This window comes from Nonomuraea ceibae (assembly GCF_019396325.1).
Lineage (GTDB): Bacteria > Actinomycetota > Actinomycetes > Streptosporangiales > Streptosporangiaceae > Nonomuraea > Nonomuraea ceibae.
Map to the genome: position 1 here is coordinate 1 of NZ_JAHKRO010000125.1, position 24,828 is coordinate 24,828.

The following is a 24,828-nucleotide window of genomic DNA, read 5'->3' on the forward strand; positions in this document are numbered from 1 at the left end:
CCCGGGCCGGGTGCCCGGCGTGCGCCAGCATCCGGCGCGCCATGCCCGCCACCAGCCCGAGCCTGGAGGCGTCCGGGTCCACCAGCGCGATCTCGGTCAGCGGCAGCTCGTCGCGCAGCCGCGCGAACCCGTCGATCAGCTCGGGCGTGTACGTGGAGCCGCCCCCGACAACAGCGAGTCTCAAACCTCGGTCCCTTCCATGGGTCACGATCCGGGCAGCGTGGCGCCGAAGACCTCGTCGCGCACGATCTTCAGAGCCAGGTCAAGTCCGCCGGCCAGCACCGGGTTGCCCGCCACCTCCGACAGGCGGACCAGGGGCTGGGGAATCGTCAGCGCGTGCAGCTCCCGCTCGATCAGCGCCCGCAGCGGCTCGCCGCCCGCCAGCACCACGCCGCCGGTCACCACGATCAGGCCGGGGTCAACCACGGACGTGATGGCCGCCAGGCCCACCGCCAGCCGGGCCGCCACCTCGCGCAACCCCGACGCCGCCCGGGCGCTCTGAGAGCCACGGAGAGCGCTCTCCGTGACGGGGGTGACCAATGAGGCCGTCTCCGCCCCGTCCGTGGCCGTAGCGGCCCTCTGAGCGCCGTCCGGGCCTGTGTGCGCCGGATGTCCGGCCCGGAGATCTTCGAGGGCGGCCGTCCCGTCCGCCTCCAGCCGACGGACGGCGTTCGCCACCGCCTCGCGGAAGTCCGCGCCCTCGACGCCATGGGCGCGCAGCACCCGCAGGACGGCCGCGCCGCCGGTGAGCGCCTGGTAGCCGTGGTCGCCGTACTGCCCCGCCTCGCGGGCCGTCGGCGCGCCCGGCGCGGGCATGTAGCCGACCTCGCCGGCGCCTCCGGTCGCGCCCCGGTGCATGCGGCCGCCGAGCACGATGGCCGACCCGATGCCCTGGTCGGCCCAGAGCAGCACGAAGTCGGGCGTGCCGCGCGCCGCGCCGTGCGCCTGCTCGGCCACGGCCACCAGGTTGACGTTGTTCTCCACCGACACGGGCACGCCCAGCCCGTCGCTCAGCGCCTTCTCCAGGTCGTCGACGTGCCAGCCGGGCATCTCCTCGGCCGTCGCGTACCCCAGGCGGCCCGTGGAGGGGTCCAGCGCCGCCTGCACGCCGATCACCACCCGCCGGGGCGTCTCGGGCGGCCTCGCCCCCGCGAGGGCCGCGCGCAGCCGGTCGACGAGCTCGTCCGGGGTGGCGGGCGCGGGCACCGCGTGCTCGCCGACGACGGTGCCGGTCAGGTCGGCCACGCGCGCCTCGACGCGGGTGAAGGTCACGTCCAGCGCGGCCGCGTACGCCGCCTCGGGGTTGAGCCGGTAGACCTCGGCCGTACGGCCGGGCAGGCCCTCCCTGATGCCGTCGGGCACCACCAGCCCGGCCTCCTGCAGACGGGAGAGCAGCTGGGAGGCCGTAGGCTTCGACAGACCGGTCAGCGTGCCGATCTCGAGGCGGGTGAGTGGGCCGCGTTCGAGAAGCGCGCGCAGGGCGGCGCGATCGTTGATCGCGCGCAGCAGGCTCGGCGTGCCCGGCACGGGACCGCTCACTGTTACCCCTTCCAGTTAGGAAACTTTCCTAACCGGGGTGAACGTAAAGAGCGAAAGGCCATTCGGTCAAGTGTCGAAATCGACCCGTGACCGTACGAGAGGGAGGGAAAAGCGAAGAGTGGCTCAACAGGCGTGCTAATGTCGTCGTTTGTCGTAACAACAAGCAGAATGGCCCGGAGCGTCCCATTAACCACAATAATGGTCTGGCGGCAACTCGTCAAACAGAGCTCGCCAGGGAGCAGGCGTACGTCACCCGCCTCTACGACCGCCTCGACCTGCTGCGCGAGCGTACCCAGCGGCAGCTCAAGGACGTGCTGGCCATGGGAGCCGTCGGCACGATGCAGAACATGTCGGAGCGCGACTCCTTCGCCGAGATGCACGCCACCCGGCTCGCCCGGCTGTGGGCGGTCGAGCGCGGCCTGGTTTTCGGACGGCTCGATCACCACGCCGAAGGCCGCCTCTACATCGGCAAGCTCGGCCTGACCGACGACGAGCAGGAGCGGCTGCTCATCGACTGGCGGGCGCCCGTCGCCCAGCCCTTCTACCGCGCCACCCCGGCCGCGCCGATGGGCGTCACCCGGCGGCGCCACCTGCAGACCAGGGGCCGCGAGGTCATCGGCGTCGACGACGACCTGCTCGACCTCGACGCGCTCACCGAGGACGACCGCGCCACCCTCAACGGCGAGGCCGCGCTGCTGGCCGCGCTCGACGAGCGGCGCACCGGCCGCATGCGCGACATCGTCGCCACCATCCAGGGCGAGCAGGACCGCGTCATCCGCGCCGACCTCAACGGCGTGCTGGTCGTGCAGGGCGGCCCCGGCACCGGCAAGACCGTCGTCGCGCTGCACCGCGCCGCCTACCTCCTCTACACCCACCGCGAGCGGCTCGAGCGCCGCGGCGTGCTCGTCCTCGGCCCCAACCCGACGTTCCTGCGCTACATCGAGCAGGTGCTGCCCTCGCTGGGCGAGACCGACGTGCTGCTGTCCACCGTCGGCGAGCTCTACCCCGGCGTGACCGCCACCGCCCGCGAGCGGCCCGAGGTGGCCGCCGTCAAGGGCGACGCGCGCATGGCCGAGGTGCTGGCCAAGGCCGTGCGCGAACGCCAGCGCGTCCCGCGCCAGCCGATCGAGCTGAACCTCGGCCGCAACACCCTCACGATCGACCGCGGCATGCTGGAGTCGGCCCGCAACAAGGCGATCCGCTCGCGCCGCCCGCACAACCAGGCCCGCGCGGTGTTCGTCAGGTCGCTGCTCAACGCGCTCGCCCGGCAGCTCGCCAGGAAGATCGGCAAGGGTCTCATCGACGACGACGACCTCGCCGACCTGCGCGAGGACCTGCGCACCGAGCCGGTCGTCCGGTCCGCGCTCAACCGCCTGTGGCCCTACCTGACGCCGCAGCGGCTGCTGCTCGGCCTGTACGGCTCGCCGCAGCGGCTCGCCGAGGCCGCCTCGGCGCTGACGCCGAAGGAGCGGGAGCTGCTGCTGCGCGACGCCTCCCGCGCGGGGGAGTGGACCGAGTCCGACGTGCCGCTGCTCGACGAGGCCGCCGACCTGCTCGGCGAGATCGACGAGCAGGTGCTGCGCGCCTCCGCTCTGCAGGCGGAGGAGGAGCTGGCCGCCGCCCGCCGCGCCGAGGAGCACGAGCGCGAGGCCGAGCTCGCCTACGCCCGCGAGGTCCTGGAGCTGACCGGCCTGTCCGACGTCATGGAGGCCGAACGCCTCGCCGAACGCCAGCGCGGCGGCGGCCCCTACCTGACCACCGCCGAGCGCGCCGCCGCCGACCGCACCTGGGCCTACGGCCACGTCATCGTCGACGAGGCGCAGGAGCTGTCGCCGATGGCCTGGCGCGCCGTCATGCGGCGCGTCCCCAACCGGTCCATGACGATCGTCGGCGACATCGCCCAGACGGGGTCCGCCGCCGGCGCGCGTTCCTGGAAGGACGTGCTCGACCCGTACGTGGCCGGGCGCTGGCGGCAGGAACGCCTGACCGTCAACTACCGCACGCCCGTCGAGCTGATGGAGGTAGCCGCCCGCGTGCTGGCCACCGTCGGCCCGTCGCTGGAGGCGCCCACCTCCGTCCGCGAGGGCGGCACGCCGCCCTGGTCGGCCCCGCTGTCCGCGCTGCCCGACCTGGTCAGGGCGGAGGCGGCCGAAGGCGGCAAGGTCGCCGTGGTGACCCCCGACGCGCTGCTCGGCGAGCTCGGCGACCTGGTGCGCGAGGCGGTCGAGGGCGCCGTGGTCGTCGCCCCCGGAGCCGGCCGGGCCCGCGGCGCGGCGGCGCTCGACGCGCCCGTCGCCGTCATGGGCGTCGCCGACGCCAAGGGGCTGGAGTTCGACGCGGTCATCGTGGCCGAGCCGGGCCTCATCGCGGCCCAGTCGCCGCGCGGCCCGAGCGACCTGTACGTGGCGCTGACCCGCGCCACGCAACGGCTCGGCGTCGTCGCGGAAGGCCCGCTCCCGCAGGCGCTCAGCGGCTTGCCAACCCGTGCGCAGGCAGCCGCGAATGGGCTTTGACCGGCTCCGGCGCGGGCGGCCACCTGCGAAGACTCGATGTTTCTGCTGATCGGGACACGGTTGACATCTGAGGTGGAGTCGGTAGTTTGCTGCGCAGTCCAGCACGGGACTTGGCCGGTTGGCCGTCTCTGACATCGCCGGATCCTGCGTCCGTGACGGAGCGTGACTTCGTCCACACAGCCAGGTGCAGGGCCGTCGGTCCGTCGAGTCGGGGCACCCCAACCGGGCGGGGGGTTGGACCCGGGACGGGCCCGGGAGCCCAGTAGACAACGGAATTCCGCGCTCGCCGCCGACGAGACGGGTCCGGTCCGAAGGGTTTCCGGGCCCTCTTCCCGTTCCCGTGCACCGGGCCGTCTGCGCGCCGGGTGGTCCCGTCGGCCACGGGATCACCCTGCCGCCCCCGCTTTCCGCCGTGCCGTGATGACCTGAGCGCGCCCGTGGGGCGGTAGCGTTTCCGCAAGCAGGCGATCGGCGAGGGAGACGCGCAGTGGTGCAGGAACGAACGGGCCCACCGTCCACGCCCCCCGCCCCCGTGCCCACCCCCGTGTCTGACTCCGTGCCCGGCGACGACGCCGACAGCTCGTCCGACACCGTGGACCGCGCCCCCGGTGAGCCGGGCCCGCCCGCGCCGCCCCGCGCCGGCCGCAGGCGCTCGCGGCGCGACGCGGCGATGCGCGCCGGGGCCATGTCCGCCGGGAGCCTGCTGCTCTACCTGGCCTTCCCGCCGCTCGGCTGGTGGCCGTGCGCGCCGCTCGGCCTCGCCCTGATCGCCGCCTCCCTGTACGGCGCCGGGCCCCGCCGCGCCGCCTGGCTCGGCTACCTGGGCGGCCTGGTGTTCCTGTTCCCCGCGCTCGCCTGGGTGCGGACGGTCGGCGACGACGTCTGGCTGATGCTCGTCGGCGTCGAGAGCCTGTTCTACGCCGCGCTGGCCGTGGCCGCCGCGCTGGTGCTCCGGCTCAAGTGGTGGCCGCTGTGGTTCGCCGCGCTGTGGGTGGCGATGGAGTGGCTGCGCGGCCTGGTGCCGATCGGCGGCTTCCCGTGGGCGCGGGTGGCCTTCAGCCAGGGCGAGTCCGTGTTCACCCCGTACGCCGCGCTGGGCGGCGCGCCGCTGGTGTCGTTCGCCGCCACCCTGTGCGGCGCGCTGCTCGCGTACGCGGTCCTGCGCCGGCCCGCGCCGGGCCCGAAGGCGGCACTGCGGCGGGTCGCGCCGGTGGCGCTCGCGCTGGCCGTGCCGCTGCTCGGCCTGGCCGTGCCCCGCCCCGGCGACGAGGGCCGCACCGTCAACGTCGGCATCGTGCAGGGCAACATGCCCGGCCGGGGCATGGACATCTTCGGCGACGAGCCCGCGATCGTGATGAAGAACCACGCCGACGGCACCCGGCGCATCGCCCAGGCCGTCCGCGAGGGCAGGCTGCCCAGGCCCGACATCGTGGTCCTGCCGGAGAACTCCACCGACATCGACCCCTTCCGCGACGCCTACGCGTACCGGACCATCGACGAGTCGGTCAAGGACGTCGGCGTGCCCACGCTGATCGGCGCCGTCGTGGCGATCGGCGACGACCGGCGCGCCACCCGCAGCCTGGTGTGGGACCCGGCCACCGGGCCCGGCGCCCACTACGACAAGCAGCGCCTGGTCCCCTTCGGCGAGTACACGCCGTTCAAGGAGCTCGTGCTGGCCCTGTGGGACCGCGCCGCGCTGGTCGGCAGGCAGTCGGTGGCCGGCACCGTGCCCGGCGACCTCAAGCTCGGGCCGGTCACCGTCGGCGCCGTCAACTGCTACGAGGTGGCCTACGACGACACCGTGCGCGGCACCGTGCGCGCCGGCGGCACCCCGCTCGTCGTGCAGACCAACAACGCCACCTACGCGCAGTCCAACCTGCCGGCGCAACAGCTCGCCATGTCGCAGCTGCGCGCCGTCGAGCACAACAGGGCCGTGGTGACCGCCGCCACCACCGGGATCTCCGCTTTCGTGACACCGGACGGTAAGGTCTCCTGGCAGACTCGCGAGCTCGTGGCCGACCAGACGGTGGTGACCGTGCCGATACGCACCGAACACACCATCGCCACGAGGGTCGGCGCGCTGCCGGAGTGGGCATTGATGGTGATGGGTGCGGCGGCCGTCGGAGTCGCCGTGTGGCGCAGACGGCGGGACGACCGGATGGGGAACGACTGACGATGGAGACTCTCGGGCGGGTGCTGGTCATCGTCCCGACCTACAACGAGCGCGACAACCTGCCGAGGATCGCCGAGCGGCTGCGGGCCGCGGTGCCCGGCGCGCACCTGCTGGTGGCCGACGACAACAGCCCCGACGGCACCGGCAAGATCGCCGACGAGCTCGCCTCCGGCGACGACCACGTGCACGTCCTGCACCGGCCGGCCAAGCAGGGGCTCGGCGCCGCCTACATCGCCGGGTTCCGCTGGGGGCTGGACGAGGGCTTCGACGTGCTGGTCGAGATGGACGCCGACGGCTCCCACCAGCCCGAGGAGCTGCACAAGCTGCTGGAGGCGCTGGCCGACGGCGCCGACCTGGCCATCGGCTCCCGCTACGTGCCGGGCGGCCGGGTGATGAACTGGCCGGCCTCCCGCGAGTTCCTGTCCCGGGGCGCCAACGTCTACACGCGGCTCATGCTGGGCCTGCCGGTGCGCGACGCCACCGCCGGCTTCCGCGCCTACCGGGCGGCCACCCTGGAGAAGATCGGGCTGGCCGACGTGGAGTCGCAGGGCTACTGCTTCCAGGTCGACCTCACGCTGCGCGCCGCCCGCCACGGGCTGCGGGTGGCAGAGGTGCCGATCACGTTCGTCGAGCGCACGGTCGGCACGAGCAAGATGAGCGGCCGCGTCATGGGCGAGGCGTTCTGGCGCATCGCCCAGTGGGGCGTCACCGGGCTGCCCGCCCGCATGCGCCGCCGGCGCGGCTGAACGGGCATGGCTGGGCGGGCGTGGCTGAGCGGAAGGCGCCACGCGGCGGCGGGCGCGGAACGCATCGGGGCCGCCGCGCGTTGTCCGTGATGTAGACGTGTGCGGAATCGAGGGCGAACGATGCGGCTTGTGCTATTCCTGGCCTTCCTGCTGGTGCCGGTGCTGGAGATCTGGCTGCTCATCCAGGTGGGCTCCGTCATCGGCGGCTGGCAGACGGTCGGCCTGCTGGTCGCGGCGAGCCTGCTGGGCTCGTGGCTGATCCGGCGCGAGGGCCGCAGGGCGTGGCGCAGCCTCCAGGAGGCGCTGCAGTCGGGGCGGATGCCGGAGCGGGAGCTGGCCGACGGCGGCCTCATCCTGGTGGGCGGCACGCTGCTGCTCACGCCGGGCTTCTTCAGCGACGTGGTCGGCCTGCTGTGCATCCTGCCGATGACCCGGCCGCTGATGCGGCGGCTCGGCGCGTACTTCTTCCAGCGGCGGATCAAGAAGATGGCGGCGGCCTCGCCGTACGCGAACCTCTTCACGGCCGCGCCGGGCGCGGTGCCGGACGGCGACCCGTTCGCCGGCCCCGCGCGCAACGGCCAGCACGCGCAGCACGGGCAGCACGGTGGACCGGGCAAGGTCGTGCACGGCGAGGTCATCCGGGAAGACTGAGGCCGGGGACGCAGACAGAGAAAAACCCCCGGGCCGTCAGCCCGGGGGTTTCACCGTGAGAGGTCGTCAGGCGCTCTTGCGACGCTGGGCCCTCAGGACCGCCAGTCGCTCGTTGAGCACCTCTTCCAGGTCTTCGATGGACCGCCGCTCCAGGAGCATGTCCCAGTGTGTCCGCGGGGGCTTCGTCTTCTTCGATTCCGGCTGCTCGCCGTCGACCCGGACCGCGGTGGCGCCGCACATGCGGCACTCCCAGGTCGCGGGGATCTCGGCCTCGGCGGCAAGCGGAACCTCGAAGCGATGGCCCTTCGGGCAGGTGTAGGACACCTCCTGGCGGGGGGCCAGATCCGTGTTACGGTCGTTCTCGTAGCTGGTTGCCCCGAGCCGGGTGCCACGAAGCGCGCGCTCGCCCATGTTTCAATGCCTCCTACAGGGCCCCCATACGTGGGGGGTCTGTCTCCCACGGTGTGTAACGCTTGGTACCGTGATGGGATTCCCACCTGCGGGGTGATCCAATCGCGCATCGGCCCGGCAGTTGGACGCGGCGTCCATGAAGTCCGGCCGGCGGGCACGGGGTCGAGGGTCCTGCCGCGGCTCCCACCAGCGCCGGTGTCCCCCAGCACGGTGAGTCCTGAAAGTGAACTGGCATGGGTTCACTTCGTCAACGCTCCTATGCTGGGCCCGTGAACAGGTTCGGGGACATGCACTGCTCCATCGCCCAGGCCGTCGGCGTCGTCGCCGAGCCGTGGACTCCGCTCATCCTGCGCGACCTCTTCCTCGGCGTGCGGCGGTTCGACGACCTGGCGGAGGACCTGGGCATCTCGCGCAACCTGCTCACCAGACGGCTGGACCACCTCGTGAGCGCGGGCGTGGTGGAGCGGCAGCCCTACCAGGACCGGCCGCCGCGCCACGAGTACGTGCTGACCGAGGCGGGCCGCGACATCGTGCCGGCGCTCATCACGCTCATGTCCTGGGGCGACCGGTGGGCCACGCCGCCCGGAGGGCCGCCCGCGCTGCTCGTGCACTCCTGCGGCCAGCAGTTCACCCCGGTCGTCACCTGCCCGCACTGCGGCGGCGAGGCCAACGCCGAGACCGTGCTGGCCGTGCGGGGCCCCGGCGCCGCCCAGGGGCCCGGCACGATGGTCCTGGCGGCCCCCTAGACCCCGCTAGATCTTCGAGGGCACCTCGTTGCCCGCGGCGCGGATGGCCTTGGGCAGGTTGACCAGGGCCAGCAGCACGAAGCCGAGCACGAAGAAGACGATCATCGACAGGATGGCGATGCGGTAGCTGTTGGTGAACTGCAGCGCGAGCGTGATCGTGAGCGAGCCGATGAAGGCCGAGCCCTTGTCGCTGATCTGCAGCAGGCTGAAGTACTCGGCCTCCCGGCCCTTCGGGATGACCTGCGAGAACAGCGAGCGCGACAGCGCCTGGCTGCCGCCCAGCACGATCGCGATCGCGAACGCCATCAGGTAGAACTGCAGCGCCTCGCCCTCCCGCACGAACAGCGCGGCGATCACGATGACCGTCCACACCACCAGGCTGGCCAGCACCGTGTTCTTGGTGCCGAACCGCCGGGCCAGCCGGCCGAGCAGCAGCGCGCCGAAGAACGCCACGAACTGCACCAGGAGGATGGCGGTGATCTGCACTTCCTGTTCGAGCTTGAGCGCCTCGGAGGCGAAGGCGGCGCTGTTGCCGATGACGGTCTGGATGCCGTCGTTGTAGACCAGGTACGCCACCAGGAACAGCAGCGTCAGCGGGTAGCGGCGCAGTTCCCTGAGCGTGCGGCCGAGCTGGCGGAAGCTGCCGCCCACGGAGGACAGCGCGGTGTGCTCGTGGGCCGGGACGGGCCGGTTGCGCAGCCGCAGCAGCGGCACGATCGTGAACGTCGCCCACCACAGCCCGGCCGACACCATGGCGATGCGCACCGCGTGCCCCTCCTCCAGGCCGAGGCTCGCGTGGTTGAGGAAGAGCACCAGGTTGAGCGCCAGCAGCAGGCCGCCGCCCAGGTAGCCGATGGCCCACCCGCGCGAGGAGACCCGGTCGCGCTCCTCGGCTGTGGAGATCTGCGGCAGGAACGAGTCGTAGACGACGATGGAGGCGCCGTAGGCCAGGTTGGCGACGACGAACAGCACGCCGCCCAGCAGGTAGCGGTCGCCCTCGACGAAGTACAGGCCCATCGCGGCCAGCGCGCCCGCGTAGGCGAAGGCGCCGAGCATCTCCCGCTTGCGGCCGGTGTGGTCGGCGAGCGCGCCCACGATCGGCAGGAAGACGATCTGCAGCAGCACCGCCGCGGTCGTGATCAGCCCGAAGTACGCGGCCGGGCGGATGTCCATGCCGAGCACGTCCACGTAGCCGAGCCCGGGGCTGGCCGCGGCCAGCTCGTCGAAGGTCTCGACGCAGGTGGCGGCGGCGACCTGCGGGAAGTCCTTGGCACACGCCGCGGTCTTGGCGACCGGGATCAGGTACGGGCCGAGGAAGACCGAGATGACCGTGGTGTAGAAGGCCGAGTTGGCCCAGTCGTAGAAGTACCAGCCGCGCTGCTCGCGCCTGCGGGCGGCGGGGGAGGCACCGGTGGGGTCCGCGGGGGGTGCGGGTACGGACAAGAGTCGCTCCTAGGCGGCCATGCGGCCGGGATGCCACTGTCCGCGCTCTTCCAGCACGGTGCGCAGCCCGGTGATGTTGTCGGTCATGATGCCGTCGACGCCCAGATCGAGCAGGCGCTCCATCCGCGCGGCGTCGTTGATCGTCCACACGTGCACCTGCATGCCGATGGCGTGCGCCGTACGGACCAGGCTGCGCGTGGTGACGGGCAGCCCGCGGAAGCCGATCGGGACCTGCGCGCACGGGATGCCCGCGCGCACCAGCCGGGCCAGCAGCCGGCCGTAGCCGGAGGTGGAGGCGGCGGCGCGCAGCGCGGCGACGCCGCGCGGGCCGAGCGCCGAGCAGACCTCGCGCCCGATCGCGGCCCGGGCCAGCGCCAGCCGCTCGTCGGAGAACGACGTCAGGCAGACGCGGTCGTAGGCGCCGGTGCGGCGGATCGCCTCGGCCAGCGGCGCGATCGCCGCGGCCTCCTTGACGTCGATGTTGAACCGGATCTCCGGCCAGGTGCCGAGCAGGTCCTCCAGCAGCGGGATCTCGTGCTCGCCGCCGATGCGGGCGCGCCGCACGGCGCTGTAGGGCAGCTCGGCGATGCGGCCGCGCCGGTCGGTCACCCGGTCGAGGGTGTGGTCGTGGAAGGCCAGCAGCACCCCGTCGGCGGTCGCGTGCGCGTCGGTCTCCAGGTAGGTGTAGCCGAGCCGCACGGCCCGCTCGAAGGCCGCCGCCGAGTTCTCCGCCCCTTCGGCCGCGCCGCCCCGGTGGGCGAACGCCAGGGGCGCCGGGTGGTCGAGGAAAGCGAAGCGACGGCTGAGCACGACCTGAGTATGCCTTCCGCGAATGAACAACGGGGTTACGAATCGGGGAGATTCTGCCATTCCTGGCGTCGCGCCTCGGCGAGCGCGATGGCGGCGGCGACGGCCACGTTGAACGAGCCGACGCGCCCCACCTGCGGGATGTAGCAGACGCCGTCGGCGGCGTCGAGCAGCGCGGGGGAGCAGCCGTGGTCCTCGCTGCCGACCACCAGGCACACGTCGCGGCCGAGGTCGGCCCTGTGCAGGGGGACGGCCTCGGCCGTCAGCTCGATCGCCAGCACGGTGAAGCCGTCGTCCCTGGCCGCCTTGACCGCCTCGGTCGCGGGCATCGCCTCGTGCCAGGTGACCAGCCGGTCGGTGCCGAGCGCGGTCTTGCCGGCCTTGGGGTTGGTCGGCGGGGTGGCGTTGCCGGCCAGCCAGATCTGGTCGACGCCGAACGCGGCCGCGCTGCGGAAGATCGAGCCCACGTTGAACGGGCCGGTGACCGACTCCAGGATCAGCCCCAGGCGGTTGCCGGTGTTGCGGCGCCAGGTGCGGTTGAGCCGCTTGACGTCGGTGGGGCGCAGCTGCCTTCTCATCGTTGCACCTTCAGGATTCGGTAGGCGGCCCGGGAGGCCTCGCGGGAGGCCTGCCAGCCCTGCTCGCCGAGCCAGCGCTGCAGGGAGTCCGAGCCGAGGTGTTTCTGGACGACCAGGTAGGCGGCGCCGCCGGGAGCCAGCCGGGACAGCCACCTGGTGAGCATCTCGTGCAGCGCCGCCTTGCCGATGCGGATGGCGGGGTTGGACCAGATCGCCTGGAACGTCACGTCCTCCGGCATCTCGTCGGCGTGCACGGGCCGTACTTTGTAAAGGCGCGCGGCCTGGGCGTTGCGCTCGGTGAGCTCCAGGCTGCGCCGGTTCACGTCGACGGCCCACACCGTCGCGTTGGGCGCCCGCGAGGCCATCGTCAGCGCGATCGGGCCGTAGCCGCAGCCCAGGTCGAGCAGGTCGCCCTCCTGGGGTGGCGGCGGGACCGTCTCCAGCAGGATGCGCGTGCCGGCGTCGACCCGCTCCGGCGAGAACACGCCCCTGTCGGTCTCCAGCCGCAGGTGCAGGTCGGGCAGCACCAGGTCGACAGAGCCGGGCTTGCTGGCGGTCTCGGGACGCTCGGAGAAGTAGTGGGCCACGTGGGGAAACGTTACGGGATCCGGGTGCCGAACAAGACCGCGGCGCCCGCGACCAGCAGGCCGAGGACGAGCGCGGCGACGATGAACTGCTGGGTGATCTCCTGCTTGACCAGCTTGTAGCCGAGCGAGGTGCCGATCTGCTCGTAGACCTCGCGCAGCTCGCTGCCGGACTCGGCCGTGTAGGCGCGCCCGCCGGTGCCGTCGGAGAGCTGCTGGAGCGTCTGCTTGTTGACGGGCACGTTGACGGGCCTGCCGTCGATGGAGACGGTGCCCTCCTGGGTGCCGTAGGCGATGGTGGAGACCGGGATGTGCGCCTGCGTGGCGGCGTCGGTGGCCTCCTTGACCGAGCGGCCCGAGGTGTTGTCGCCGTCGGACAGCAGCACGATCGCGGCGGGCGGCGGGTCGGTGGCGGCGTCCTGGTCGAAGGAGCGCACCGATTCGAGCGAGTTGAACACCGCCTCGCCGATCGCGGTGCCGGGCCGGGTGGACAGATTGCCGATCGCGGTCACCACGGCGCCGTGGTCGGTGGTGGGGGAGATCAGCACGTTGGCGGAGCGGGCGAAGGCGACGACGCCGACGTTGAACCGGTCGGGCAGCTCGCGGACGAACGACTGGGCGGCGGACTTGGCGGCGGTGATCCGGTTGGGGTCGACGTCGCCGGCCTCCATGGACAGCGACACGTCCAGGGCGATCATGATGGTGGCCCGGTCGCGCGGCACCCGTACCTCGTCGGCGGGGCGGGCCGCGCCGAGGACGAGCAGCGACATCATGACGAGGAACAGCGCGGGCGGCACGTGCCTGCGCCAGCCGGGGCCGGCGGGGGCGACCAGGTTGAGCAGCGCCAGGTTCGTGAAGCGGACGGTGTAGCGGCGGCGGAAGAACTGCGCGGCCACGTAGCCGGCGGCCAGCAGCAGCACCAGCACCGACAGCCAGAGCCAGGCCGGCGACAGAAAAGTCACGGGGTCACCTTCCGGTGTGCCAGGTGGCGGGTGCGCCGCTGGCGCAGGACGAACTGCGCGACGTCGAACACCCAGTCGCGGTCGGTGCGCAGCACCAGGTGGGCGACGCCGGCGCGGCGCAGGGCGGCGCGGGTGCCCTCCCGTTGCAGCGCCGCGGCCTCGGCGTAGGCGCGGCGTACTTTGGGCGAAAGGTGCACTTCGCGTACGTGCCCGGTCTCGGGGTCGGCGAACGCGACGCGGCCCACGTCGGGGAGTTCGAGCTCGCGCGGGTCGACGATCTCCACGGCCAGCACCTGGTGGCGGGCGGACAGGCGGCGGATGGGGCGCTCCCAGGGGCGTTCGGCGTCGGGGTCGAGGGAGGGGCGGGCGTCGAGGAAGTCGGAGACGATCACGCGCATGCCGCGCCGCCGCCGGGTGGCCGCCAGCACGTCGATGCCCTCGGCCAGGTCGGGCGCGTCGGGGACGGCGCGGCCGCGCGGGGCGTCCATGAGCGCGGACAGCAGGCCGTACAGGGCGGGGCGGCCGGTGCGGGCGGGCATGCGGTGGATGAACTCGTCGTGGATGACCAGGGCGCCGAAGCGGTCGCCCATCCGGCTGGACAGGAAGCCGAGCGCGCCGACGGCGGCCACGACCAGGTCGCGCTTGTCGGTGTCGGCGGTGCCGAAGTCCATGCTGGGCGACAGGTCGGCCAGCGCCCACGTCTCCAGCTCGCGGTCGGCGACCAGGTCGCGCACGTGCGGCACGGTCGTGCGGGCGGTGACGGCCCAGTCCATGCGGCGCACGTCGTCCTCGCCCGGCACGTAGACGCGGCTGTCGCCGGCCTCGCTGCCGGTGCCGGGCAGCAGGCCCTGGTGGGCGCCGTGCAGGAGCCCGTCCAGGCGCCGGGTGACGACCAGCTCCAGCTTGCGCAGGGCCTGTTCGGCGGTGCTCACCGGTTCTGGTTCCACACGACGAGGGGCGGCGGGACGGCGTGCAGGATCTGGCGGACGACCTGCTCGGGGTCGACGCCGTCGGCCAGCGCGTCGAAGGTGAGCATCAGCCGGTGCGCCATCACGTCCACGGCCACGTCGCGCACGTCGTCGGGCAGCAGGTAGTCGCGGCCGCGCAGCACGGCCAGGGCGCGGCCGGCGGAGACCAGGCCGAGGGTGGCGCGCGGGCTGACGCCGATCTCGATCGTCTCGGCCAGGTCGGCCAGGCCGTAGTCGGAGGGGGCGCGGGTCGACATGACGAGGCGGACCACGTAGTCGGCGACGAGCTGGTGGACCGAGACGTTCTCGGCGGCCTCCTGGAGCGCCAGCAGCCGCTGCGGGTCGAGGACGCGGTCGGGGGCGGGCGGGGTGACGCTCATCCGGTGCAGGATCTCCAGCTCCTCGTGCGCGGTCGGGTGCGGCACCCGTACGCGGAACAGGAAGCGGTCGCGCTGGACCTCGGGCAGGGGGTAGACGCCCTCGGACTCGATCGGGTTCTGGGTGGCCAGCACGATGAAGGGGCGGGGCAGCGGGTGGGTGACGCCGGCGAGCGTGACCTGGCGTTCGGCCATGACCTCCAGCAGCGCCGACTGCACCTTGGCGGGGGCGCGGTTGATCTCGTCGGCGAGCAGGAAGTTGACGAACACCGGGCCGAGCTCGACGTCGAACTTCTCGTTGGACGGGTGGAAGACGCGGGTGCCGACGATGTCGCTGGGCACCAGGTCGGGGGTGAACTGGATACGGGCGAACGTGCCGCCCACGACGGTGGCCAGGGTGGAGGCGGCGAGGGTCTTGGCGACGCCCGGAACCCCTTCCAGCAGGCAGTGGCCGCGTGCCAGCAGGGCCACGACCAGTCTCTCGACCATGTGCTCCTGGCCGACGATGACCCGCCGGACCTCGTCGAGGGCCTGACGCAGCACCGCCGCGTCCGTTCCGCCTGGCTGCTCTTCGGCGTCGCTCATGACGCTATTCCACCAAAGGCGCCGCAAACGTGCACGACGCCACGTCTGTGCTTTCATGGCAGATGTGGCAAGTCCGCTTCAGTTCGGTGATCCGCCACGGCTCGGGCCGTTCGTGGTGCAGGCCCGCCTGCACGCGGCCCCGGCCGGTTTCGTCTATCTGGGGCAGGGGCCTGACGGGCGCGCGGTCTCCCTGGCCGTGCTCACGCGCGGGGCGGCGTTCGACGCGGCGGCGCGCGAGCGGTTCGTGACCGCCGTGCGCGAGGCCGCGCCCGCCGAGCAGGCGGGCGTGCGCGGCTGGCTCGGGCGCGCCGGCAGGTCGCGGTCCGCGGTGGTCGACGACGTGCCCGCGGTGCTGGGCATGAACACCGGGCGGGCGCCCTGGGTGGCGGTGCCGTACGCGCCGGGCAAGGCGGGGGCCGAGCGGTTCCTGGAGCCGGTCATGGTGGGCGGCACGCTGATCGGGCAGGCGCACGGCCCGGACTTCGTCCCGTACTGGCTGACCGACCGCGCGCCCGCGCTGGCCCCGCCGGTGCGCAAGCGGCCGCTGACCGAGACGCGCAAGCGGGTGCTGATGGCGGCGCTGGCGGTGCTCGTGCTGCTTCTGCTGATGACGGTGATCGCGCTGCTCATGCTGGTGCGTTCCGACAACAGCGACCCGATGCCGCGCCAGCTCCCGCCGACGCAGTTCCTGCCGAGCCCGCCGCCGACGCCGGCCACGCCGGAGCCGCAGCGGCCGAGCCCGTCGCCGACGCCCGAGCCGACGCGCAGCGGCGAGACGCCCGGCCGTTCGCCGGGGGAGGGCGATCCGGAGAATCGGCAGCTCTGATCGATTTGAGCCTGACGTCGCGTGAGGCTCTAGCGTCAGCGCCATGAAGTTCATCGTTCACGACACGGTCTCGGCGATGGCCGGGATGCTGAAGGGGCCGCGGGAGAAGCGGCCCGACGCGCTGCGCGAGATGCTCGCGCCGATGTGGGCGGCCTCGCGCGTGCCCGTGCCGGCCGACCTCGTCGACATGCACCACCAGGCCGGCGGGTTCCGGGCGGACGCCGACGATCCGCGCTACCTGGAGGCGCTGGAGAGGCTGGCCCGGCAGGACGTGCTGGGGCAGATCGAGCGGGAGCTGGAGCGGGCCTCCGAGGCGCTGGGACACCTGGAGCAGGAGGAGCGGATCCAGGTGATGTTCGTGCTCGGCGATCCGGACAACGACCATCTGATGAGGGTGGCCGCCGGCTACTACGGGATGGGCGGCATCCCCGGGTGGCTCTACCTGCTGGCGTGGCCCACCGACGAGGTCATCGGGCGGATCGGGCATCTGGCGGTGCACGAGTTCCACCACGCGGTGCGTTTCACCACGGTCGAGTGGCACCCGGTCGAGGTGACGGTCGGCGAGCACGTGATCAGCGAGGGGCTGGCCGAGGCGTTCGTGCGGGAGCTGTCGGGGGCCGAGGCGATGGGGCCGTGGTCGTCGATGGTGACGGGGGAGGAGTACGAGCGCGCGCGGACGAAGATCATGGCCGACTTCGAGCTGGCGGGCATGCAGCACACCTCCGCGTACGTGCTGGGCGACAGCGCCATGCGGCTGTTCGGCCAGGAGCCGCGCGGCATTCCGGATATGGCGGGATATTCGGTGGGGCTGTCGCTGGTGGACGAGATCATCGAGGCCACCGGCATGACCGCCGCCCAGCTCAGCGGCCTGCCTGTCGCCGAGCTCATGCGGCTGCGCGCTCAGCGCGGCGAGACGAAGCCCGACTCGTAGGCGGCGATGACCGCCTGGGTGCGGTCACGGGCGCCCAGCTTGGCGAGCACGTTGCCGACGTGCGTCTTGACCGTCTCCGGGCTGACGGTCAGCTCGGCGGCGATCTCGCCGTTGGACAGGCCCTTGGCCATCAGCCGCAGCACGTCCCCCTCCCGGCCGGTCAGCCTGCCGATCCCGGGCACCTCGGTGACCGGGCGGCGACCGGCCAGCGCGCGGATGGCGGCCGGGAACAGCAGCGTCTCCCCGGCCGCCACCAGCTTGACCGCGCGCACCAGCTCGTCCGGCCTGGTCCGCTTCAGCAGGAACCCGTCCGCGCCCGCCCGCAGCGCGTCGTAGACGTAGTCGTCGTTCTCGAACGTCGTCACCACCAGCACCTTCGGCGGGTCGTCCAGCGCCACCAGCCGCCGCGTGGCCTGGATGCCGTCGACGTCCGGCATCCGCACGTCCATCAGCACCACGTCGGGCCGCTCCCGGCGCACCACCGGCAGCACCGCGGCACCGTCGGCGGCCTCCCCGACCACGCTCAGCTCCGGCTCGGAGTCGAGGATGACGCGCAGCCCCGCGCGGATGAGGTCCTCGTCGTCGGCGATCACGACCCTGATAGTCATGGATGCGACCGTAGCGGCAGCCGTACCCGGACGTGCCAGCCGCCCTCCCGCGGCCCCGCGTCCATCTCGCCGCCGAGCAGCCGCACCCGCTCCCGCATCCCGGCCACCCCCCTGCCGCCGCCTCCGGGCCTGCCCCGGTCCGGCTCGCCGCCGGTCCGGTTGACGACCTCCAGGTGCAGCGCGTGCTCCCGCACGCCGACCGTGACGTCCACGGGCGGGCGGCCGTGCTTGATGGCGTTGGTCAGCGCCTCCTGGACGATCCGGTACGCCTCCCGGGACACCGATCCGGGGACCGCGGCCAGGTCGCCCGCCTCCAGCCGCACCGGCACCCCCGCCCCGGCCACCAGCTCGGGCAGCCGCGCCAACGTGGCCGCGGGCTCCCTGCTCCGGCCGGGGTCGTCGGCGCCCTGGTCGCGGTCGTCGGTGGGCCGATCGTTCACGGGCCGGTCGTTCACGGGCCGGTCGCTCGCGGGGCGGTCGTCCTCGCGAAGGAGGCCGAGGACGTGGTCGAGGTCCTCCAGGGCGGAGCGGGCCGACTGCTCGATGGCCGACAGGGCCGTACGCGCCAGGGCGGGGTCGCGGTCGAGGACGCGGCCGGCCGCGGCCGCCTGCAGCGTGACCACGCTCAGCGCGTGCCCCACCGAGTCGTGCAGCTCGCGGGCCAGCCGGTTGCGCTGGGCCAGCGTACGGGCGTGCTCCTCGGCGGCGGCCAGCCGTTCGGCGGGGGTCGGGCCGAGCAGCGGGGGCGCCAGGCGGGCCAGCAGCGCCGCCGACCAGTGGACGAGCAGCACGAGCGGCACCAGCAGCGCCACCCCGGCGGCGGCCCAGCCGACCGCCTGCCACCCGCCGTCGACGCGGTAGCCGAGCATGTCCGGGGCGCCGCCGACGAACGGCAGCGCCAGCGAGACCACCGTGAACGGCACGACCGCGAGCGTGAAGCCGCTGGCGAGCCCGCCGACGGCCAGGTGCATCGTGTACCAGGCGGCCGTGCGCCGCCGCTCCTGCCAGGACCGCCGCGCCCCCGGCACCCCCGGCTCGACCCGGACGCCCAGCAGGCCCTCGGCCGCGCTGATCTCCAGCGAGCGCACCGGCAGGAACAGCCCGGTGAGCGCCACGACGGGCAGCACCGCGGCGAAGACGCCGATCTGGGTGGGGAGCAGCACGCTGGCGGTCTGGTCGCCGCGCAGGATGCCGGAGACCAGCACGCCGACCATCATGTACGGCATCAGCAGGGCCCCGCCCAGGATCAGGCACGACCAGCGCCGGGCCAGCGATCGGTTCCATCTCACATCGGCGATTGTATGTCGACCTTTATTCGCTCTCGGTGGAATGCGCTTTTAGAGAAATGCGCCGCCAGCGAAAAGATTCCTTAAGTCGCGAAGACCGGGTCTAACGTCGTCAATGTAAAACGGCACCACCAGAAAGGGCGAAGCCCATGACGGAGACTCTGCGCGCACAGTGGCCTGACCAGCTCAATCAGCGCCTGCTCAAGGAGCGCATCCTCGTTCTCGGCCAGGAGGTCGACGACGACATTTGCAACCGGCTGTGCGGTGAGCTGCTATTGCTGGCAGCCGAGGATCCGACCCGCGACATTACGCTTTACATCAATTCGCCGGGCGGTTCGGTGAGTGCCGGGATGGCGCTCTACGACATGATGCAGTTCGTGCCGTGCGACGTGGCGACGGTCGCGATGGGGTTCGCCGCGTCCATGGGGCAGCTCCTGCTCTGCGCCGGCGCGCCCGGCAAGCGCTACGCGCTGCCCAACTCACGCGTCGTCATGCACCAGCCGCTCGGCGGCATCGGAGGCTCGGCCGCCGACATCCAGATCCAGGCCGAGAACATGCTCCACACCAAGCGGCGGATGGCCGAGATCATCGCCCACCACACGGGCCAGCCGCTGGAGCGCATCCAGGCCGATTCCGACCGCGACCGCTGGTTCACCGCCCGGGAAGCCCTGGAGTACGGCTTCGTCGACCACATCGCCGAAGGGACCAACTGACATGAGCGGACGCTACGTGCTGCCCTCGTTCACCGAGCGCACCTCCTACGGGGTCAAGGAGCTCAACCCGTACAACAAGCTCTTCGAGGACCGGATCATCTTCATCGGCACGCCGATCGACGACACCTCCGCCAACGACGTGATGGCGCAGCTCCTGACGCTCGAGTCGATCGACCCCGACCGGGACATCAACATGTACATCAACTCGCCGGGCGGGTCGTTCACCGCCATGGCGGCCATCTACGACACCATGCAGTTCGTCCGGCCGGAGATCCAGACGGTCTGCATCGGCGAGGCCGCCTCGGCGGCGGCCGTCCTGCTCGCCGCCGGCGCCCCCGGCAAGCGCGCCGCGCTGCCGCACGCCCGGGTCCTGCTCCACCAGCCCGCCACCGAGGGCGGCCGGGGCCAGGGCAGCGACCTGGAGATCCACGCCCGCGAGATCCTGCGCATGCGTGACCAGCAGGAGGAGATCCTGGCCCGCCACACCGGGCGCGGCCCCCTGGAAATCAGGAAGGACATCGAGCGCGACCGCATCTTCACCGCCGAGCAGGCGCGCACCTACCGGCTCATCGACGACATCTTCGCCTCCCGCAAACGCACCCTCACCCCGGCCCGCTAGCCGGCCTTCCGGGGATCGCCCCCGTCCTGGGCGCGGCCGGGGCGGGGGCCTCTCCGGCCCATCGCGCCCCGCAGGAGGCGGCGCGGCGTTGGGGCAGTGTCCGGTGATTGGCGTGTAACGCCTGCCCTATACCCTTTGAGGGCCCTTTTTGGGGTTTATCGGGGGAGCGGGGAGTCGGGTGTCGCTGGAACAGGTTCTGCTCCTGCTCGTCGCGGCGGCCGGCGCCGGCTGGGTGGACGCGGTGGTGGGCGGCGGCGGGCTCCTGCAGTTGCCGGCGCTGATGGTGACCGGCATCTCGCCGGTGCAGGCGATGGCCACGAACAAGTTCTCCTCCGTGTTCGGCACCGCCTCGGCCGCCGTCACGTACGCGCTGACCACGAAGTTCGACCGGGAGGTGGCGCTGCCGGGGGCGGCGCTCGCGGTGCTGAGCGCCGGGCTGGGCGCGTCGGCGGCGGCGGCGATCAGCGCGGAGGTGCTGCGGCCGGCGGTGATGGTGATCCTGCTCGGCGTGGCGGCGTTCGTGACGTTGCGGCCGGCGCTCGGCGCCACCGGGCAGCCGCAGTTGCGCACCCGGCGCCGGGTGGCGCTCGCGGTGGGCGTGGCGGGGCTGGGGATCGCGTTCTACGACGGGATCATGGGCCCGGGCACGGGGACGTTCCTGATCATCGCGTTCACCACGATCATCGGGCTGGACTTCGTGTCGGCGTCCGCCTCGGCCAAGATCATCAATACCGGGACGAACCTGGGGGCGCTGCTGGTGTTCGGCTGGCAGGGGCACGTGCTGTGGGGGCTCGGCCTGGGCATGGCGGCGTGCAATATCGCCGGGGCGCAGGTCGGCGCGCGGATGGCCATCCGGCGCGGCACCGGGTTCGTGCGGATCATCCTGCTGTGCGTGGTGGTCGCGATGGTGGCCAGGCTCGGCTGGCAGCAGTTCGCATAACGGACGCGTCCCTACAATGGCGGCATGCGCGCGAGCCGTCTGTTGTCGCTACTGCTGCTGTTGCAGACGCGCGGCCGCATGACGGCGACCGAGCTGTCGGCGGAGCTGGAGGTCTCGGTCCGTACGGTGTACCGCGACGTGGAGGCGCTGTCGGCGGCCGGGGTGCCGGTCTACGCCGACCGCGGCCCGGCGGGCGGCTACCAGCTGCTCGACGGCTACCGCACCCGGCTCAACGGGCTGACCGCGGAGGAGGCGTCGTCGCTGTTCCTGGCCGGGCTGCCGGGGCCGGCGGCCGAGCTGGGGCTGGCCGAGGTGGCGGCGAACGCCGAGCTGAAGCTCCTGGCCGCGCTGCCGCCCGAGCCGCGCTCGCACGCCTCGCGGATGCGCGAGCGGTTCCTGCTGGACGTGCCCGGCTGGTACCGCGGCGCCGACGACGTGCCGCACCTGACCGAGGTGTCGGAGGCGGTGTGGGATCAGCGCCCGCTGCGGATGACCTACCGGCGGTGGGGGCAGCAGGTGGTCGAGCGGCTGGTGCACCCGTACGGGCTGGTGCTCAAGGGCGGCACCTGGTACATGGTCGCGGCGCCGCCCGGCGGCAGCCCGCGCACGTACCGGGTGTCGCGGGTGCTGACGGCCGAGACGGCGCCCGGGCGCTTCGAGCGGCCCGAGGGGTTCGACCTGGCAGAGTTCTGGCAGGCGTACGCGGCCGAGTTCCGGCAGCGCATGTACACCGCCGAGGCGGTGATCAGGCTGGCGCCCGGCATGGAGGACATGCTGGCGTACACGATGGGCGCCGAGGTGGTCACGGCGGCGCTGGAGGCGGGCGGCGAGCCCGACGCCGAAGGGTGGCGCACGCTGACCGTGCCCATCGAGTCGATCAGGCACGCCCGCTGGCTGCTGCTGCGCATGGGCGCGGACGTGGAGGTGCTCGGCCCGCCCGAACTGCGCGTCCTCATGGCGGAGGCGGTCACGGCCCTCGGAAAAATGTACGGATAATCCGGTTTCGTTCTGGCACGATGGCCGCTTATGTATCTACTAGCTTTCATCGGCGCGTGCGTGCTGGTGGCGATGGTGCCCGGGGTGAGCACCGCCGTCATCCTGCGCCAGACGGTCAGATCGGGGCGCGGCTCCGGGCTGTCGGCCACGCTCGGCAACGAGACGGGCATCCTGGCGTGGGGCCTGGCCGCCGCGTTCGGCCTCTCGGCGCTGCTGCTCGCCTCGCAGCTGGCCTACGACGTCATGCGGATCACCGGCGCGGTCGTGCTCGTGGTCATGGGCGCGCAGTCGCTCTGGCAGGCCCGGCGCGGCGCGCCCGAGCCCCGGCCGGCCGACGCGCTCGTGCCGTCCGCCGCCGGTCACCGCAGGTCCTACCTGCTCGGGCTGGGCACCTGCCTGGCCAACCCGAAGGCGGCCGTGTTCGCGATGTCGTTCCTGCCGCAGTTCGTGCCGCAAGGCCGGAACGTCCCGCTCACGCTGGTGACCCTGGCCGTCGTGTGGGTCCTCGTGGACCTGCTCTGGTACACCGCGCTCATCTGGGCCGTCGCGCAGGCCAAGGACATGCTGGGACGCCCGGCGGTGCGGCGATGGCTGGAGCGGATCTCCGGTGTCGTCCTCATCGGACTGGGCATGCGACTGGTCGTGGAGGCCAAATGACGATCTGGTACGAAGAAGCGGGCACCGGCGAGCCGGTCGTGCTCCTCGCGTCGAGCGCCGCCGACGCCGGCATGTGGGACGCCCAGTGGGAGCCGCTGGCCGAGCGGTTCCGCGTGATCAGGCTCGACTACCGCGGCTTCGGCCGCACCCCGAACGCCGCCGACGCGCCCTACAGCGACGCGGGCGACGTGGCCGACGTGCTCGCCACGCTCGGCGTGGAACGCGCCGCGCTCGTCGCCTCCTCCTACGGTTGCCGGGTCGCGCTGCAGCTCGGCGCCATGGCGACCCGGCTCGTGCTCATGAACCCCGGCTCCGACCTGCCCAAGACGCCCGACGTGCTCGCGTTCGGCGAGGAGGAGGACCGGCTGCTGGAGCTCGGCGACGCGCAGGGCGCGGCCGAGCTGAACGCCCGCACCTGGCTCGGCCCCGAGGCCGACGAGGCCACCAGGCAGCGCGTGACCGAGATGCAGCGCCACGCCTTCACGATGCAGCTCGCGGCCGACCCCGAGCCGTCGCAGTTCGAGCCGGACTTCTCGCTCGCCGACGTCAAGGCGCCCGCGCTGATCGTCACCGGCCCGTACGACCTGGAGCACTTCCGCCAGAGCGCCCGCCACCTGGCCACCGAACTGCCGGACGCCCGGCTGCTCGAACTCGACTGGGCCGGCCACCTGCCCGCCCTCGAACGGCCGCAGGAGGTCACCCGGCTCCTGCTGGACTACCTTTAGTGCATGACGAACGATCTGGCGACACTGCTGCGGCAGGCCCAGGACGACGACCCGATCCGGGCACTGGAGGCCACGACCGCGCTGCGCCATGAGATCGAGCGCATCGAAGCGGTCCAGGTCCGGCGCGCCCGCGTGGCGGGCCTGGCGTGGGCCCAGATCGCCCACGCGATCGGCGTCAGCAAGCAGGCCGTGCACAAGAAGTACGGCAAACGCTAGGCCGGCCAGCCTCGCCGACGTTCCCCGGCGCAGCCGCGCCCGACCACGCGGCTGCGCCGAGCCCTACTCCCTCTTCTGGCGTCGCACCGCGAACCAGGCGCTGATCATGGCAATGGCCGTGCCGCCGGCTCCGAACATGAAGCCGCGCCCGAACCCGATGCCGATGACGCTGGTGAAGATGCCGACGGCCGTGGCGCACACGGCGATGACGAGCAGGACGACAACGCCTCCTGCCATGATCTGGGCCGCCTTCTTCAGGTCGGGCATGAAAGGATCCTAGGGGGCTCGCCGCAGGGCCGTTCTCGGGCCGGCCGCGGGCGATGACGCTGAACGTTCTGGAGGCACCGGTATGTCCGCGCAGCTCGGCTACTTCACGTTGTCCGTGACGGACCTGGATCGGGCCGCCGCCTTCTACGGGGCGCTGTTCGGGTGGGAGAGCAGGTGGGAGCACGAGACGTACCTGCATGTCACGAACACGACGGTGCCGATGGGGTTCGTGCCGGGCGGGCCGTCGTCGCAGCCCAACCTCTACTTCCACGTGGCCGACCTCGACGCCGCGATCGAGCGGGTGCGCGAGCTCGGCGGCAGCACCGGCGACGTGATGGACAGCAAGTCGGGCCGGGGCTGCACGTGCACCGACGACCAGGGCACGGTCGTCAGCCTGTGGCAGGCCGCCCCGGGCTTCGGGTGAGCGCGCGGGTTAGCACACGGGTGGTCAGTCGGGCGCCTTGACCGTGGCGATGCCGAGCGTGCTGGTCATCGGCAGCAGCCCGGACCCGAAGACCGGGCCGAGCACCGGCCCGATCAGCTTCGCCAGCCGCATGGCGCCTTCCTCGCCCAGCTCGCGCCACGGCCCGGCGGCCAGCTCGTCGGTCATCCGCTCCACCTGGTCGCGCAGCTCGCGGCCGCGCGCGGTGGCCAGGCCGGCGTCGTCGACGAGCCCGCGCGCGGCCAGCCGGTCGCGGGCCGCGGCCCACTCCTCGGCGCTCCAGCCGCGCCCGGCGAAGTTCTCCACCGGCGCCGCGCCGATCGCCGCGAACGACACCAGCGACTCGCACGGGTCGAGCCCGGCGGCCAGCAGCGCGGCCAGGTGGCCGTCGCCGCGGTGCTCGCGCAGCACGGTGGCGGCGTGCCACAGCGCCAGGTGCGGCTCGTCCGGCCACGGCAGGTCCATGTTGGCGGCGGCGAGCGGCCGCCCCGCCGCCGTCACGCTCCGGGCGGCGCGCCC

At 72.8% G+C, this 24,828-nt stretch carries 29 protein-coding genes; 15 read left to right on the forward strand and 14 right to left on the reverse strand.

Annotated elements, in window-relative coordinates:
• Both KME80_RS42230 and KME80_RS42235 read right to left on the reverse strand, forming a co-directional pair.
• Positions 1 to 184, reverse strand: a 184-nt coding sequence (locus KME80_RS42230; protein ID WP_443681711.1) for a family 4 glycosyl hydrolase, incomplete at its 3' end; no start/stop codon positions are given.
• A gap of 20 nt (positions 185 to 204) precedes the next feature.
• Positions 205 to 1,539, reverse strand: a complete 1,335-nt coding sequence (locus tag KME80_RS42235) for an ROK family transcriptional regulator (protein ID WP_219517120.1) — start codon at positions 1,537 to 1,539, stop codon at positions 205 to 207.
• Between the two features lie 203 nt (positions 1,540 to 1,742).
• Here KME80_RS42235 and KME80_RS42240 point away from each other — a divergent pair, with 203 nt between their 5' ends.
• The 4 genes from KME80_RS42240 (at position 1,743) to KME80_RS42255 (ending at position 7,622) form a co-directional block, all read left to right on the forward strand.
• Entirely contained in the window at positions 1,743 to 4,052 is a 2,310-nt protein-coding gene (locus KME80_RS42240; RefSeq protein ID WP_504739734.1) for a HelD family protein, read from the forward strand.
• 544 nt (positions 4,053 to 4,596) lie between these two features.
• Entirely contained in the window at positions 4,597 to 6,225 is a 1,629-nt protein-coding gene (gene lnt, locus KME80_RS42245; RefSeq protein WP_308126150.1) for an apolipoprotein N-acyltransferase, read from the forward strand.
• Between the two features lie 2 nt (positions 6,226 to 6,227).
• Positions 6,228 to 6,971, forward strand: a complete 744-nt coding sequence (locus tag KME80_RS42250) for a polyprenol monophosphomannose synthase (RefSeq protein ID WP_049576627.1) — start codon at positions 6,228 to 6,230, stop codon at positions 6,969 to 6,971.
• A gap of 120 nt (positions 6,972 to 7,091) precedes the next feature.
• Positions 7,092 to 7,622, forward strand: a complete 531-nt coding sequence (locus KME80_RS42255; RefSeq protein WP_219517124.1) for an FxsA family protein — start codon at positions 7,092 to 7,094, stop codon at positions 7,620 to 7,622.
• Between the two features lie 66 nt (positions 7,623 to 7,688).
• On the opposite strand, the gene KME80_RS42260 is transcribed toward KME80_RS42255, so the two are convergent.
• The gene (locus tag KME80_RS42260) at positions 7,689 to 8,033 is read right to left on the reverse strand and encodes an RNA polymerase-binding protein RbpA (protein WP_043625492.1); all 345 of its coding nucleotides are present in this window, start codon (positions 8,031 to 8,033) and stop codon (positions 7,689 to 7,691) included.
• 269 nt (positions 8,034 to 8,302) lie between these two features.
• Between KME80_RS42260 and KME80_RS42265 the strand changes: the two genes are divergently transcribed.
• Entirely contained in the window at positions 8,303 to 8,779 is a 477-nt protein-coding gene (locus KME80_RS42265) for a winged helix-turn-helix transcriptional regulator (RefSeq protein WP_308126151.1), read from the forward strand.
• A gap of 6 nt (positions 8,780 to 8,785) precedes the next feature.
• Here KME80_RS42265 and KME80_RS42270 read toward each other — a convergent pair whose 3' ends face one another.
• From KME80_RS42270 to KME80_RS42300, 7 genes are read right to left on the reverse strand one after another with little or no spacing between them, the layout of a single operon-like run.
• Positions 8,786 to 10,222, reverse strand: a complete 1,437-nt coding sequence (locus tag KME80_RS42270) for an MFS transporter (RefSeq protein ID WP_219517126.1) — start codon at positions 10,220 to 10,222, stop codon at positions 8,786 to 8,788.
• A 9-nt stretch (positions 10,223 to 10,231) separates the two neighbouring features.
• Positions 10,232 to 11,032 carry a glycerophosphodiester phosphodiesterase family protein gene (locus KME80_RS42275; protein WP_308126152.1) on the reverse strand — a complete coding sequence of 267 codons (801 nt, stop codon included), beginning with the start codon at positions 11,030 to 11,032 and terminating at the stop codon, positions 10,232 to 10,234.
• A 35-nt stretch (positions 11,033 to 11,067) separates the two neighbouring features.
• A complete protein-coding gene (locus KME80_RS42280) occupies positions 11,068 to 11,607 on the reverse strand; it encodes a TrmH family RNA methyltransferase (protein ID WP_219517129.1) in 540 nt (179 codons plus the stop codon).
• Positions 11,604 to 12,194 (reverse strand): class I SAM-dependent methyltransferase, encoded by a 591-nt coding sequence (locus KME80_RS42285; protein WP_219517131.1) that lies wholly within the window; start codon positions 12,192 to 12,194, stop codon positions 11,604 to 11,606. The genes KME80_RS42280 and KME80_RS42285 overlap by 4 nt, the downstream gene beginning before the upstream one ends.
• An 11-nt stretch (positions 12,195 to 12,205) precedes the next feature.
• Positions 12,206 to 13,153, reverse strand: coding sequence for a VWA domain-containing protein (locus KME80_RS42290; RefSeq protein WP_219517133.1), 948 nt, complete (start codon positions 13,151 to 13,153; stop codon positions 12,206 to 12,208).
• A complete protein-coding gene (locus KME80_RS42295; RefSeq protein WP_308126153.1) occupies positions 13,150 to 14,085 on the reverse strand; it encodes a DUF58 domain-containing protein in 936 nt (311 codons plus the stop codon). Before KME80_RS42295 ends, KME80_RS42290 begins: the two co-directional genes overlap by 4 nt.
• Entirely contained in the window at positions 14,082 to 15,083 is a 1,002-nt protein-coding gene (locus KME80_RS42300; RefSeq protein ID WP_219517136.1) for an AAA family ATPase, read from the reverse strand. The genes KME80_RS42295 and KME80_RS42300 overlap by 4 nt, the downstream gene beginning before the upstream one ends.
• 55 nt (positions 15,084 to 15,138) lie before the next feature.
• Between KME80_RS42300 and KME80_RS42305 the strand changes: the two genes are divergently transcribed.
• Positions 15,139 to 15,909 (forward strand): hypothetical protein, encoded by a 771-nt coding sequence (locus tag KME80_RS42305; protein WP_246646664.1) that lies wholly within the window; start codon positions 15,139 to 15,141, stop codon positions 15,907 to 15,909.
• Positions 15,910 to 15,952: 43 nt separating this feature from the next.
• Positions 15,953 to 16,840 (forward strand): DUF2268 domain-containing putative Zn-dependent protease, encoded by an 888-nt coding sequence (locus tag KME80_RS42310; RefSeq protein ID WP_219517138.1) that lies wholly within the window; start codon positions 15,953 to 15,955, stop codon positions 16,838 to 16,840.
• Here KME80_RS42310 and KME80_RS42315 read toward each other — a convergent pair.
• Together KME80_RS42315 and KME80_RS42320 are read right to left on the reverse strand one after the other, a co-directional pair.
• Positions 16,810 to 17,448, reverse strand: a complete 639-nt coding sequence (locus tag KME80_RS42315) for a response regulator transcription factor (RefSeq protein WP_219517140.1) — start codon at positions 17,446 to 17,448, stop codon at positions 16,810 to 16,812. The two genes, KME80_RS42310 and KME80_RS42315, sit on opposite strands and share 31 nt — an antisense overlap.
• Positions 17,445 to 18,737 (reverse strand): sensor histidine kinase, encoded by a 1,293-nt coding sequence (locus KME80_RS42320; RefSeq protein ID WP_308126154.1) that lies wholly within the window; start codon positions 18,735 to 18,737, stop codon positions 17,445 to 17,447. The genes KME80_RS42315 and KME80_RS42320 overlap by 4 nt, the downstream gene beginning before the upstream one ends.
• A 146-nt stretch (positions 18,738 to 18,883) precedes the next feature.
• Between KME80_RS42320 and KME80_RS42325 the strand changes: the two genes are divergently transcribed.
• The 7 genes from KME80_RS42325 (at position 18,884) to KME80_RS42355 (ending at position 23,600) form a co-directional block, all read left to right on the forward strand.
• A complete protein-coding gene (locus KME80_RS42325; protein ID WP_219517142.1) occupies positions 18,884 to 19,447 on the forward strand; it encodes a ClpP family protease in 564 nt (187 codons plus the stop codon).
• 1 nt (position 19,448) lies between these two features.
• Positions 19,449 to 20,066, forward strand: a complete 618-nt coding sequence (locus KME80_RS42330) for an ATP-dependent Clp protease proteolytic subunit (RefSeq protein ID WP_219517144.1) — start codon at positions 19,449 to 19,451, stop codon at positions 20,064 to 20,066.
• A gap of 178 nt (positions 20,067 to 20,244) precedes the next feature.
• Positions 20,245 to 21,006 carry a TSUP family transporter gene (locus KME80_RS42335; protein ID WP_219517146.1) on the forward strand — a complete coding sequence of 254 codons (762 nt, stop codon included), beginning with the start codon at positions 20,245 to 20,247 and terminating at the stop codon, positions 21,004 to 21,006.
• 24 nt (positions 21,007 to 21,030) lie between these two features.
• A complete protein-coding gene (locus KME80_RS42340; RefSeq protein WP_219517147.1) occupies positions 21,031 to 22,002 on the forward strand; it encodes a helix-turn-helix transcriptional regulator in 972 nt (323 codons plus the stop codon).
• Positions 22,003 to 22,032: 30 nt separating this feature from the next.
• Positions 22,033 to 22,659, forward strand: a complete 627-nt coding sequence (locus KME80_RS42345) for a LysE family translocator (protein WP_219517148.1) — start codon at positions 22,033 to 22,035, stop codon at positions 22,657 to 22,659.
• Positions 22,656 to 23,384: an alpha/beta fold hydrolase gene (locus tag KME80_RS42350; protein ID WP_219517149.1), complete on the forward strand. Its 729-nt coding sequence runs from the start codon at positions 22,656 to 22,658 to the stop codon at positions 23,382 to 23,384. Before KME80_RS42345 ends, KME80_RS42350 begins: the two co-directional genes overlap by 4 nt.
• A 3-nt stretch (positions 23,385 to 23,387) precedes the next feature.
• Positions 23,388 to 23,600 carry a hypothetical protein gene (locus KME80_RS42355; protein WP_219517150.1) on the forward strand — a complete coding sequence of 71 codons (213 nt, stop codon included), beginning with the start codon at positions 23,388 to 23,390 and terminating at the stop codon, positions 23,598 to 23,600.
• Positions 23,601 to 23,663: 63 nt separating this feature from the next.
• Here the strand turns inward: KME80_RS42355 and KME80_RS42360 are convergent, their stop codons facing one another.
• On the reverse strand, positions 23,664 to 23,867 hold the full coding sequence (locus KME80_RS42360; RefSeq protein ID WP_219517152.1) for a hypothetical protein: 204 nt from the start codon (positions 23,865 to 23,867) through the stop codon (positions 23,664 to 23,666).
• An 82-nt stretch (positions 23,868 to 23,949) separates the two neighbouring features.
• Between KME80_RS42360 and KME80_RS42365 the strand changes: the two genes are divergently transcribed.
• A complete protein-coding gene (locus KME80_RS42365) occupies positions 23,950 to 24,291 on the forward strand; it encodes a VOC family protein (protein WP_219517154.1) in 342 nt (113 codons plus the stop codon).
• A gap of 24 nt (positions 24,292 to 24,315) precedes the next feature.
• On the opposite strand, the gene KME80_RS42370 is transcribed toward KME80_RS42365, so the two are convergent.
• A partial coding sequence (locus tag KME80_RS42370; protein WP_443681722.1) for an SCO6745 family protein occupies positions 24,316 to 24,828 on the reverse strand: 513 nt, incomplete at its 5' end.

Excerpts from the sequence above, each read along its gene's own strand:
- KME80_RS42305 (WP_246646664.1), top strand. The coding sequence starts at position 15,139 with ATGGCAGATGTGGCAAGTCCGCTTCAGTTCGGTGATCCGCCACGGCTC.
- KME80_RS42325 (WP_219517142.1), top strand. The coding sequence starts at position 18,884 with ATGACGGAGACTCTGCGCGCACAGTGGCCTGACCAGCTCAATCAGCGC.
- KME80_RS42350 (WP_219517149.1), top strand. The coding sequence starts at position 22,656 with ATGACGATCTGGTACGAAGAAGCGGGCACCGGCGAGCCGGTCGTGCTC.
- KME80_RS42330 (WP_219517144.1), top strand. The coding sequence starts at position 19,449 with ATGAGCGGACGCTACGTGCTGCCCTCGTTCACCGAGCGCACCTCCTAC.
- KME80_RS42310 (WP_219517138.1), top strand. The coding sequence starts at position 15,953 with ATGAAGTTCATCGTTCACGACACGGTCTCGGCGATGGCCGGGATGCTG.
- KME80_RS42250 (WP_049576627.1), top strand. The coding sequence starts at position 6,228 with ATGGAGACTCTCGGGCGGGTGCTGGTCATCGTCCCGACCTACAACGAG.
- KME80_RS42360 (WP_219517152.1), bottom strand. The coding sequence starts at position 23,867 with ATGCCCGACCTGAAGAAGGCGGCCCAGATCATGGCAGGAGGCGTTGTC.
- KME80_RS42300 (WP_219517136.1), bottom strand. The coding sequence starts at position 15,083 with ATGAGCGACGCCGAAGAGCAGCCAGGCGGAACGGACGCGGCGGTGCTG.
- KME80_RS42345 (WP_219517148.1), top strand. The coding sequence starts at position 22,033 with ATGTATCTACTAGCTTTCATCGGCGCGTGCGTGCTGGTGGCGATGGTG.
- KME80_RS42260 (WP_043625492.1), bottom strand. The coding sequence starts at position 8,033 with ATGGGCGAGCGCGCGCTTCGTGGCACCCGGCTCGGGGCAACCAGCTAC.
- KME80_RS42355 (WP_219517150.1), top strand. The coding sequence starts at position 23,388 with ATGACGAACGATCTGGCGACACTGCTGCGGCAGGCCCAGGACGACGAC.
- KME80_RS42280 (WP_219517129.1), bottom strand. The coding sequence starts at position 11,607 with ATGAGAAGGCAGCTGCGCCCCACCGACGTCAAGCGGCTCAACCGCACC.
- KME80_RS42315 (WP_219517140.1), bottom strand. The coding sequence starts at position 17,448 with ATGACTATCAGGGTCGTGATCGCCGACGACGAGGACCTCATCCGCGCG.
- KME80_RS42340 (WP_219517147.1), top strand. The coding sequence starts at position 21,031 with ATGCGCGCGAGCCGTCTGTTGTCGCTACTGCTGCTGTTGCAGACGCGC.
- KME80_RS42255 (WP_219517124.1), top strand. The coding sequence starts at position 7,092 with ATGCGGCTTGTGCTATTCCTGGCCTTCCTGCTGGTGCCGGTGCTGGAG.
- KME80_RS42365 (WP_219517154.1), top strand. The coding sequence starts at position 23,950 with ATGTCCGCGCAGCTCGGCTACTTCACGTTGTCCGTGACGGACCTGGAT.